At 71.8% G+C, this 9,965-nt stretch carries 10 protein-coding genes and 1 pseudogene; 6 read left to right on the plus strand and 5 right to left on the minus strand.

What is annotated here, in order from left to right; genetic code table 11:
• The 4 genes and pseudogenes from RMP09_RS19445 to RMP09_RS19460 form a co-directional block, all read right to left on the minus strand.
• Window positions 1–235 (minus strand): annotated as a pseudogene (locus tag RMP09_RS19445) (YgiQ family radical SAM protein); the annotation flags it as partial.
• A 72-nt stretch (window positions 236–307) separates the two neighbouring features.
• Window positions 308–547 (minus strand): DUF2783 domain-containing protein, encoded by a 240-nt coding sequence (locus RMP09_RS19450; protein ID WP_310567617.1) that lies wholly within the window; start codon window positions 545–547, stop codon window positions 308–310.
• A gap of 2 nt (window positions 548–549) precedes the next feature.
• Entirely contained in the window at window positions 550–2,247 is a 1,698-nt protein-coding gene (locus RMP09_RS19455; RefSeq protein ID WP_310567618.1) for an FAD-dependent monooxygenase, read from the minus strand.
• Between the two features lie 67 nt (window positions 2,248–2,314).
• Complete coding sequence (locus tag RMP09_RS19460; protein WP_310567619.1) at window positions 2,315–3,148, minus strand: helix-turn-helix transcriptional regulator; 834 nt, start codon at window positions 3,146–3,148, stop codon at window positions 2,315–2,317.
• Between the two features lie 190 nt (window positions 3,149–3,338).
• Here RMP09_RS19460 and RMP09_RS19465 point away from each other — a divergent pair, with 190 nt between their 5' ends.
• The 6 genes from RMP09_RS19465 (at window position 3,339) to RMP09_RS19490 (ending at window position 9,326) form a co-directional block, all read left to right on the plus strand.
• Window positions 3,339–3,902: a polymer-forming cytoskeletal protein gene (locus tag RMP09_RS19465; protein WP_310567620.1), complete on the plus strand. Its 564-nt coding sequence runs from the start codon at window positions 3,339–3,341 to the stop codon at window positions 3,900–3,902.
• Between the two features lie 77 nt (window positions 3,903–3,979).
• Complete coding sequence (locus RMP09_RS19470) at window positions 3,980–5,668, plus strand: ExeA family protein (protein ID WP_310567621.1); 1,689 nt, start codon at window positions 3,980–3,982, stop codon at window positions 5,666–5,668.
• A 6-nt stretch (window positions 5,669–5,674) separates the two neighbouring features.
• Entirely contained in the window at window positions 5,675–6,373 is a 699-nt protein-coding gene (locus tag RMP09_RS19475) for a general secretion pathway protein GspB (protein WP_310567622.1), read from the plus strand.
• A 7-nt stretch (window positions 6,374–6,380) separates the two neighbouring features.
• Window positions 6,381–7,994, plus strand: a complete 1,614-nt coding sequence (locus tag RMP09_RS19480; RefSeq protein WP_310567623.1) for an ExeA family protein — start codon at window positions 6,381–6,383, stop codon at window positions 7,992–7,994.
• A 7-nt stretch (window positions 7,995–8,001) separates the two neighbouring features.
• Window positions 8,002–8,697: a general secretion pathway protein GspB gene (locus RMP09_RS19485; RefSeq protein WP_310567624.1), complete on the plus strand. Its 696-nt coding sequence runs from the start codon at window positions 8,002–8,004 to the stop codon at window positions 8,695–8,697.
• A 5-nt stretch (window positions 8,698–8,702) separates the two neighbouring features.
• Window positions 8,703–9,326 (plus strand): ATP-binding cassette domain-containing protein, encoded by a 624-nt coding sequence (locus RMP09_RS19490; RefSeq protein ID WP_310567625.1) that lies wholly within the window; start codon window positions 8,703–8,705, stop codon window positions 9,324–9,326.
• A 24-nt stretch (window positions 9,327–9,350) separates the two neighbouring features.
• Here RMP09_RS19490 and RMP09_RS19495 read toward each other — a convergent pair.
• On the minus strand, window positions 9,351–9,965 hold a 615-nt coding region (locus tag RMP09_RS19495; RefSeq protein WP_310567626.1), incomplete at its 5' end, for an acyl-CoA dehydrogenase family protein.

Below are 9,965 nucleotides of genomic sequence, written 5' to 3' on the forward strand. Positions count from 1 at the left end.
AGCCCTGAGCTTCCAGCACGCGGCCGATCACGGCCATGCCGAAGCTGGGGTGGTCAATGTAGGCGTCGCCCGTCACCAGCACGATGTCGCACGAATCCCAGCCGAGCTGCTCCATCTCCGCCCGGCTCATGGGCAGGAAGGGCGCGGTACCGAAGCGCTTGGCCCAGTACGGGCGGTAACTGGTCAGCGGCTTGGCGTTGCGCGCGAAAAAGGAGACGTCGATGGGCGCGTTCATGGGGCACTTCTGGGGGGAACCCGCAAGTGTACGGTTTGACCCCCGCCCCGCGGGTGCGTAAGGCTGCTCGGCTCAGAGGTCTTTCTGCGCCGCCTCGATGTGCGCCTGGAACACGGCCGGGTCGGCCAGGGCGTGGGCGTTCAGCAGCGCCAGCTTGACGAGGAACAGCCCGGTTTTGTCCGGACCGACGGTGTCGATGGCCGTGGCCAGCCGGTCGTAGACCTGCTCCAGACCGGGAACGGTCAGGGCGTTGGCCGGGGCGCCGGTCAGGGCCACGGTCGAATCGTCTGTGAGGGTTTTGGGGTGATGCATGCTCAGGTTCCCGGGTTCAGGCCACAGGCGCTCCACACGGCCGCGCGCAGGCGGGGGGCGTCCAGCGCGGTCCAGCGGGCGCAGACGTGCTGGTCGGGCCGCAGCAGGTAGGCCCCACCGTTGGTCAGGCCGTGGCGTTCGCGCAGGTGGCCATCGGCGTCGGGCAGGGTCTGGTCGGCGCCGGGCACCGGCTGGCGGGCGCCGACGGCGATGAGCTGCAGCGGCAGGCCCTGGGCACGCAGTTCGGCGACCGCGGCCAGCCACTCGGCCGGGATGCCGGTTTCGGTGGCGCACAGCAGCGTGAAGCGGTGGTCCAGGTGGTCGAGCAGGTGGTCGTCCTCGCCCAGGCACACGTTGCGCGGGGGCGCCCCGTGGCCCGGCCCGGCGGTGAACCGGGCGTTGTCGTCGTCCACCGCGTTGAGCGACGAGGCGCCGTATTCGTGCGGGCGCGAGGTGCGCCAGTGGTACAGCGGACCGACGAAGGGCTGGCTCAGCGAGAGCGACAGCACGGCGTCGCGCAGCAGGCGGAAGCCGCGTGTGGGGGGCGCCATGAAGCGGGTGCTCTTGCCGGCCTCGTCGATGATTTCGCGCGCCGCGCCCACGCGCTCGCTGCTGTAGCTCTGCAGCAGCGATGCGGGCGCCACGCCCCGGGCCACCAGCGCCAGCCGCCAGGCCAGGGCCTGCGCGTCCTGGAAGCCGGTGTTGGCCCCACGCACGCCGAAGATGGGCAGCAGGTGCGCCGCGTCGCCCACGAACAGCACGCGGCCGTGCAGATAGTCGGGCAGCGTCAGCGCGCGCGCCGAGTAGACCGAGCACCAGTCCAGCGCCCACGGCGCGCCGGCGTGGCCGATCATGGCCAGCTGGGCGTCGATGCGGGCTTTCAGCGATTCGGGCTGCAGCGCGTCTTCGGGCGTCTCGCCGGGCGGCAACTGGTAGTCCAGCCGCCAGATGCCGTGCGGCTCGCGGTGCATGAGGATGGTGTTGCCCGGGTTCCAGTCGGGGTCGAAGAAGGCCAGGCGCTCGGTGGGCAGGGGCAGGTCGACGCGGATGTCGGCGATGACGAACCGGCCTTCGTAGGACGCGCCCTCCAGTTTCAAATCCATCAGCGCGCGCACGGCCGAACGCGCGCCGTCGGCGGCCACCAGCCAGTCGGCCTGCAGCGTGTATGGCCCTTCTTCGGTGTCCACTTCCAGCGTCGCACCCTGCCCGTCCTGCGTGAACGAGCGCAGCTGGTTGCCCCAGCGCAGATCGACCAGCGGTTGCTCCGCGCAGGCCTCCACCAGGTACTGCTCCAGGTACTGCTGCTGCAGATTGATGAGCGGGAAAAACCGGTCGTCGGGGTCGTGCGGGTTCTCCATGCGGTACACGCGCTGGCCGCGGTAGATGGAGTTGCCAAAGCGCCAGGGCAGGCCGTTTTCCGTCACCCGCCGCGCAACGCCCACCTGCTGCAGGATTTCCATGGAGCGGCGCGTGAACACGATGGCGCGGCTGCCTTCGGACACCTGGCGCTCAGCTTCGAGCACCACGCAGCGCACACCCTGCTGCGCCAGCGCCAGCGCGGTCACCAGGCCGATGGGGCCGGCGCCGGCGATGACCACCGGGGCGTGTTGTTCTGCCGGGTGCAACGAAGGCCGCCAGGCGTCGAACACCTGGTAGTCGTAGTAGATCGAGCGCCGGGGTTCGGCGTGGGGCTGGTGCATGCGTGTCTCCTGTTCTGCGCCGCAGTGTAGGCAGCAACGCCCCGGAAGATGTCTTGAAATCATGACATCAACCGCCCTGCGCCAGCAGCACCGCCATCAATTCGCGCTGCCCCGCCACCCCCAGCTTGCGGTAGACCCGCTGGCAATAGGTCTGGGCGCTGGAGGCCGTGAGCCCGAGGCGCACCGCCAACGCGGCGGTGTCCAGCCCGTCCATCAGCGCCATCAGCACGTCCTGGTCGCGCTGCGTGAGCGCCGGCCAGCGCCGCACCGCGCGCGCCAGCAGCAGGCCGTTCAGGTCCTGATGCACCGCCAGGCCGGTGTGGTGCAGGCGCACGGCCTGCACGATCAGCGGCGCAAACGCCTCGACCACCGCCACCCCCGCGTCGTCGAAGGGGCCGTGCTCGGTGCCGCGGTACAGGTGGACCGACAGCCAGCGCCGCCCTTCGTACAGCGCCAGCACGGCCAGCCGCTCGGCCACCCGCGGCAGCGTGTAGCAGGTGTGGCGGTAGTCGGCGTGGGCGATGTCGGAAGCGGTCTGGCGGTGCAGCAGGATGCGCGGCGTGTGCGGCCCGGCTTTCTGCGCCGCGCCCCACTCGGCCTGCATCACGGCGTCCAGCCCGTCGAGCCGGTGGAAACGGGCGACATAGGCCTCGGCGATGTGCGGCAGCTCCTGCGTGCGCGAGCGGTCGCCCACCGCGACAACCACCGGCTTGCGGCCGGGCTCGAAGGCGAAGATGGTGCACTGCGCCAGCGGGACCTGCGCGCCCACCAGGCGCAGCAGGTCTTCGGCCACGGCGTGCGCGTCGGCCTGGCCCAGCCGCGCCAGCAAGGCACCGACCTGCGGCAGCGGCAAGGCCAGCGCGGTGGCCGGTGGCGGGGGCAGGACCCAGTGCGTGCTCATGCGGGGCACTGTAAATCAGGGGCCGCCGAAGGCACATCGGCCCTCGGCCGTCGAGCCCCGCTTACAAATCCGCTTGCAAGACGGGCAACCAAACGTACGGTGCATCCCGTTACGGCTCTTACGGCCCCGACCAGAATGTAAGCCCCGTGGCACCTAGCATGAGCGCTCTACTTTCAGAAGGAGCTGACCCATGGCACTGCATTTCGGCAAACGCGAAAACGAGATCAACAAACCCCTGAACAGCGGGCTGGGCGCGCCGCGCTACGGCGCCGCCCCCACGACCCCATCCGCCACCACCACCCCCACGCAGGCGACGACCCCCGCCACACCGGCCGCCGCGGCGAGCGGCGCACCCGCCGTCAGCGGCACCGCGGTCCCCGAAGGCGGCAGCAAGCTCACCGTGGGCCCCAACATCAAGCTCAAGGGCGTGGAAATCACCGACTGCGACACCCTGTTTGTCGAGGGCCTGGTGGAAGCCACGATGGACTCGCGCGTGATCCAGATCGCCGAGCAGGGCGCGTTCAAGGGCACGGCCGAGATCGACATCGCCGAGATCCACGGCAGCTTCGACGGCAACCTCACGGTGCGCCAGAAGCTGGTGATCTACGCCACCGGCCAGGTGACCGGCAAGATCCGCTACGGCAAGGTGGTGATCGAAGAAGGCGGCCAGCTCTCGGGCGACATCGAATGCACGGTGGCGACGGCGGCCGCCAAGTCGGCCACCAGCAAGCCGGCCATGGCCCTGGCGGCCTGACGCCCCGGTCCGGGCCGCCCCGGCCGGCCCGGTATCCGCCCTGAGGATGGGCCGCGACGAGCCGTTATCCTCAGTGCATGTACGCCGGTTTCTTCGGTCTTCGTCAAGCGCCCTTCTCCATCGCGCCCGACCCGCACTACCTCTTCATGAGCGAGCGGCACCGGGAGGCGCTGGCGCACCTGCTGTACGGCGTGCAGGGCGGCGGCGGCTTCGTGCTGCTGACGGGTGAGATCGGCGCCGGCAAGACCACGGTCTGCCGCGCCTTCCTGGAGCAGGTGCCCGACCACTGCCGCGTCGCGTACATCTTCAACCCGCAGCTGACGGTCAACGACCTGCTCAAGACCATCTGCCACGAGTTCCACGTCGAAGTGCGGCCCGATGGCGGCGGCCCGGCCACCGTGCAGGACCACCTCGACCCGCTCAACGACTACCTGCTGGCCAGCCACGCCCGGGGGCAGCACAACCTGCTGATCATCGACGAGGCCCAGAACCTCTCGCCCCATGTGCTGGAACAGCTGCGCCTGCTGACCAACCTGGAAACGCACGAACGCAAGCTGCTGCAGATCGTGCTGATCGGCCAGCCCGAACTGCGCCACCTGCTGGCCCAGCCCGAACTGGAACAGCTGGCCCAGCGCGTGATCGCGCGCTTTCACCTGGGCGCGCTCAGCGAAGCCGAAACGCGCCAGTACGTGCGCCACCGCATGGAGGTGGCCGGCCTCACCGGCCCGCTGCCCTTCAGCGACGCCGCCGTGGCCCGCGTGCACGCGCTCACGCGCGGCGTGCCGCGCCGCATCAACCTGCTGTGCGACCGCGCGCTGCTGGGCGCCTACGCCAGCGACCGGCGCGAAGTGGACCCGCCCATCGTGGACAAGGCGGCGCAGGAAGTGTTCGACACCCCGCCCCTTCTGCCGGCCGCGGCGCCGGTCGCACGCACCGCCGCCAGGCCCTGGGCCGCGTTGGGCCTGGGCGCCCTGGGCGGCGCCGTGGTGCTGGGCGCGGCCGTGTTCGCGCTGTGGCAATGGCCGGGGCTGCTGCCGGACGCGTTGTCCGCGCGCACCCAGGCCCCTGCGCCGGCCCCGGTGGCGGCGGCCAGTGTCCCGGTGGCGGCCTCGCCCACCGCGGCACCGGCGGCCCCTGCGGGGGTGGCAGCGGCCCCCGAGCCCGAACCGCTGCCCGACCAGCCCCCGCCGCATGGCGCCCTGCTGGCCAGTGAAACCGCCGCCTGGCAAGCACTCGGCCCGCTGTGGGAGCAACCGCTGGCAGGCAACGACCCCTGCGCGACCGCCCAGGCCCAGGGCCTGCAGTGTTTCCGCACCGCGCGCATGAGCCTGCACGGCCTGCGCCAGCTCGACCGGCCCGGCATCCTGACGCTGCACCTGCCCGACGGACCGGCCCGCGCCCTGGTCACCGCCCTGGCGGCCGACAGCGCCACGCTGCAGGCCGGCGATCAGCGCTGGCGCATGGGCCTGGACGCGCTGGCCGCCGTCTGGCGCGGCGAGTACGCCACGCTCTGGCGCACGCCGCCCGGCACCACGGCCCGGCTGGGCAACGTGGGCAGCGGCCCGGCCGCGCAGTGGCTGGACCAGCGGCTGCAGGGCCTGCAGGCGGCGGGCCAGTTGCCCGCCGATGCCGGCGACTACGCGACCCGGCTGCACGCCTTCCAGACCGGCCAGGGCATCGACGGCGGCGGCAAGGCCACGCCCACCACCTTCATGCAGGTCAACCGCCTGAGCGGCGTGCCCGAACCGCGCCTGATTTCCCCCTGAGGCGACATGTCCTACATCCTTGACGCACTCAAACGGGCCGACGCCGACCGCGAACGCGGCGTGGTGCCCGGTCTGCACAGCCAGCCCTCGACGCCCGCCCCGGCCGCGGCCCCCGCACCGAGCGTGTGGCCCCTGAGGGCCGTGCTGGGCCTGTGTGCGCTGCTGTTGCTGGCCGCCGTGCTGTGGTGGTTCACCCGCACGGCCCCACCCCCGCCCGCCCAGGTGCAGGTGGCCGCGCCACTGGCAGCGCCCCCCCCGCCACAGCGCCCCGCCCCGACAGCCTCGCCCATGGACACGCCCCCACCCGCCACCGCCGTGCCGGTGCCGGCGCCCCCCCTGCTGCGGCCCGAGCCCCCGGTGGCCGCCATCGCCCCGACCCCGGCGGTGACCACGCCAGCCCGCGCCACGGCCTCGGCCACGGTCGGCCTCCCACAGCCCAAGCCCGCACAGCCCCAGGACGCCGAGGCCAGCGACGCGGGTGTGCGCCGCTTCGCCGACCTCTCGCCCGAGCAACGCGCGCGGCTGCCGCAGCTGAACGTGAACGGCGCCAGCTACTCGGCCAACCCCGCCCACCGCATGCTGATCGTCAACGGCGCGGTGCTGCACGAAGGCCAGGACGTGGCGCCCGGCCTGACGCTCGAACGCATCGGCCTGCACCAGGCGGTGATCCGCCAGGGCGGCCTGCGTTTCAGCATCGCGTACTGAGGGTGCGATGTACAGCGCCTACTTCGGCCTCAGCCAGCCACCCTTTTCCATCGCCCCGGACCCGCGCTACCTCTACATGAGCCAGCGCCACCGCGAGGCCCTGGCGCACCTGGTCTACGGCATGCAGGCCGGCGGCGGCTTTGTGCTGCTGACGGGCGACATCGGCAGCGGCAAAACCACGGTCTGCCGCTGCCTGCTGGAACAAACGCCCGAACAGGTGCAACTGGCCTACATCTTCAACCCCAAGCTCGACGCCATCGAGCTGCTGCACAGCATCTGCGAGGAGTTCCGCATCCCGCTGCCGGACGGCGCGACCAGCATCAAGGCGCTCATCGCCCCGCTCAACGCCTTCCTGCTGCAGGCCCACGCGAGGGGGCAGCGCTGCGTGCTCATCATCGACGAGGCCCAGAACCTGGCCACGGATGTGCTGGAGCAGCTGCGTCTGCTGACCAACCTGGAAACCCGCGAACACAAGCTGCTGCAGATCGTCCTGATCGGCCAGCCCGAGCTGCGCGACATGCTCGAAGACCCGGCGCTGGAACAGCTGGCGCAGCGCGTCATCGCCCGCTACCACCTGCAGGCACTGGACCTGCCGGACACGCGCCAGTACGTGCAGCACCGCCTGACGGTGGCCGGCCTCAAGGGGCCGAGCCCCTTCACCGAACGGGCGCTGCGCCGCATCCACCAGCTGGCCCGGGGCGTGCCGCGCCGCATCAACCTGCTGTGCGACCGCGCGCTGCTGGGCGCCTACGCCCGACGCCTGCGCCAGGTGGACACGGCGCTGGTGGACCTGGCGGCCACCGAGGTGCTGGGGCGTGCGCCGGCGCGGCGCTGGCCATCGGCAACGGCCTGGGGCATCGGCCTGCTGGCCCTGGGTGTGGTGCTGGCCGGTGCCTGGACGCTGGAACGGCGCCCGACCCCACTGAGCAGCGCGGCCCGCCCCGCGCGCCCGATGGCCGCGCCCCCCGCCGCGGCACCAGCCATCCCACCTGCCACCCCAACGGCCGAGCCCCCACTCACCGACCGGGCGCCCGCCCTGGCCAGCCTGCGCGACGACCAGAACGCCGCCTTGCAGGACCTGGGGCAGCGCTGGGGCCTGGACCTGCCCGCGAAGAACCTCTGCGACGCCGCGCTGGCCGCCCGGGTGCAATGCTTCCGCACCACAGACCTCACCCTGGCCGGTTTGCGCCAGCTGAACCGCCCGGGCCTGCTGCTGTTGCACGACCAGGGCGTGTCGCGCTGGGTCGAGGCGTTGGCCCTGGACGGTGAACAGCTGGTGTTGCGAGCGGGCGAACAGCGCTGGCGCCAGCCGCTGGCCGCGCTGCCCTCGATCTGGCAAGGCGGCTACGCCAGCTTCTGGCGCCTGCCGGCCGGCCAGCAAGCGCGCGTGTTCGTGGCCTCGCCACAGGACCCGGCCGGCCAATGGCTGGACCAACAGTTGCTGCGCCTGCAGGCCCAGGGCACGCTCGCCGCCGATGCGCGCGACTTCACCGCCCGGGTGCGGGCCTTCCAGCGTCTGCACGGTCTCAATGGCGATGGCAAAGCCCTGCCCTCCACCTTCTTGCTGGTCAACCGCCTGGCCGGCGTCGACGAACCGCCGCTGCAGCCTCTCGCACGCTGAACCCACCATGTCCCTGATTCTCGATGCCCTGCGGCAGGCCGAACACGAGCGCGGCCGCGACCGTTCCCCCGACCTGTTCGGTCCTGCGCTCGGCGCCACGGCACCACTGTCTGCCCGCCCGACCACCAGCCGCTGGCCGTGGGCGCTGGCCGCCGGCGCCGCGCTGATCGCGGTCGGTGCGCTGGCCTGGGCCTTCTGGCCGCGCCCGCCGGCCAGCGCCCCGGCCACGCGGGCCGCCGCGCCCCAGTCGCCACAACTGCCCCAGGTGCCCCAGGTGCAGCCTGTTCGGCCCATCGAGCCCGCGGGCGCCGCCCTGTTCAACCCGCCGCCGGCCCCACCCGCCGTCGCCGACAAGGCTTCTGCTGCGGTGGCAACGCCCTCCCAAGCCCCGGCAGCAGCGGAGGTAGCGCCGGCAACCGTCCCGCCAGAGCGCCCCGCCCCAGCCCCCATGCCCCCGCCGGCGCCGGTCGAAGCACAGACGCCCGCCGCCGCCGAACTGCCCGCCGAGGTCCGTGCCCGCCTGCCCAGCCTGCACATCACCGGCCACACCTATTCCGACAACCCGACCCTGCGCACGCTCATGATCGACGGCCGCATGTTCGTCGAAGGCCAGAACGTGCAGCCCGGCCTGAGACTCGAACGCATCGGCCCGCACCGGGCGGTGTTCAACCACCAGGGCACGCGCTTCGCCGTGGACTTCTGAGCACCATGAGCACCACGACACCGCTGCTGCAGGCCCGGGGCCTGACGTTTGGCTGGCCCCGTCAGCCGCTGCTGCACGGGCTGAGCTTCGACATCCCGCCGGGCCTGACGGTGGTGCACGGCGACGAAAGCCGTGGCAAGACCACGCTGCTGCGTCTGCTGGCGGGCGAGTGCGCACCGCAAGCCGGCAGCCTGCGGCGCCCTGGTCTGGCCGTGACGCCCGCCGACGCCACCTGGGCACAGCAGGTGTGCTGGTTCGACCCGCGCACCACGGCACACGACGACGTGGTGGTGCGCGAACTGCTGGCCCGGCAGGCGGCGCGCCACCCCGGGCATGCGCCGGACCTGCTGGACGAACTGCTGGACGTCTTTTCGCTCGGGCCCCACCTGCACAAACCCCTGTACATGCTCTCGACCGGCAGCCAGCGCAAGGTCTGGCTGAGCCTGGCTTTCGCCGCGCAAGCCCCCATCACCCTGCTGGACCAGCCCTTTGCCGCGCTGGACGGCCCGTCGGTGCGCTGCGTGCGCGAACTGCTGGAGGACGCGGCCGAACACACCACCCGCGCCTGGGTGGTGGCCGACCACGAAGCCCCGGCGGGGCTCAGTCTGGCGGCCGACATCGCGCTGTGAGTCGCCCGGCGCCGGGCGCGGCGCTCAGCGGCCGCCCAGCCCCATGCCGCGCGAGATCACCTCTTTCATGATCTCGTTGGTGCCGCCGTAGATGCGCTGCACGCGCGCGTCGGCATAGGCCCGGGTGATCGGGTATTCCCACATGTAGCCGTAGCCGCCGTGCAGCTGCACGCACTCGTCCATCACCTTGCACTGCAGATCGCTGCACCAGTACTTGGCCATGCTGGCGGTGGCTGTGTCGAGCTTGTCCTGCGCGATCAGCTCGCAGCACTTGTCCACGAACACGCGCGCCACCTGCACCTCGGTCTGCAGTTCGGCCAGCGTGTAGCGCGTGTTCTGGTAGCTCGCGACGGGCTGGCCGAAGACCTTCCGGTCCTTCACGTACTGCACCGTCCAGTCGATCGCGGCCTGCGCGGCGGCCACCGCACCGATGGCGATCTGCAGCCGTTCCCAGGGCAGTTGCTCCATGAGACAGATGAAACCCCTGCCTTCGCCACCCAGCAGGTTCTCGGCCGGCACCTTGACGTTGTCGAAGAACAGCTCCGACGTGTCCTGCGCCTTCATGCCCAGCTTCTTCAGGCGCTTGCCCTTGCTGAAGCCCGCCATGCCCTGCTCCACCAGCAGCAGGCTGGTGCCCTT

The sequence above is a fragment of the Hydrogenophaga sp. genome, from assembly GCF_031426985.1.
In the GTDB taxonomy this organism is placed as follows: domain Bacteria; phylum Pseudomonadota; class Gammaproteobacteria; order Burkholderiales; family Burkholderiaceae_C; genus Hydrogenophaga.

Bases quoted from the DNA above. Each gene is read 5' to 3' on its own strand.
- RMP09_RS19450 (WP_310567617.1), bottom strand. From the start codon at position 547: ATGCATCACCCCAAAACCCTCACAGACGATTCGACCGTGGCCCTGACC.
- RMP09_RS19455 (WP_310567618.1), bottom strand. From the start codon at position 2,247: ATGCACCAGCCCCACGCCGAACCCCGGCGCTCGATCTACTACGACTAC.
- RMP09_RS19460 (WP_310567619.1), bottom strand. From the start codon at position 3,148: ATGAGCACGCACTGGGTCCTGCCCCCGCCACCGGCCACCGCGCTGGCC.
- RMP09_RS19465 (WP_310567620.1), top strand. From the start codon at position 3,339: ATGGCACTGCATTTCGGCAAACGCGAAAACGAGATCAACAAACCCCTG.
- RMP09_RS19470 (WP_310567621.1), top strand. From the start codon at position 3,980: ATGTACGCCGGTTTCTTCGGTCTTCGTCAAGCGCCCTTCTCCATCGCG.
- RMP09_RS19475 (WP_310567622.1), top strand. From the start codon at position 5,675: ATGTCCTACATCCTTGACGCACTCAAACGGGCCGACGCCGACCGCGAA.
- RMP09_RS19480 (WP_310567623.1), top strand. From the start codon at position 6,381: ATGTACAGCGCCTACTTCGGCCTCAGCCAGCCACCCTTTTCCATCGCC.
- RMP09_RS19485 (WP_310567624.1), top strand. From the start codon at position 8,002: ATGTCCCTGATTCTCGATGCCCTGCGGCAGGCCGAACACGAGCGCGGC.
- RMP09_RS19490 (WP_310567625.1), top strand. From the start codon at position 8,703: ATGAGCACCACGACACCGCTGCTGCAGGCCCGGGGCCTGACGTTTGGC.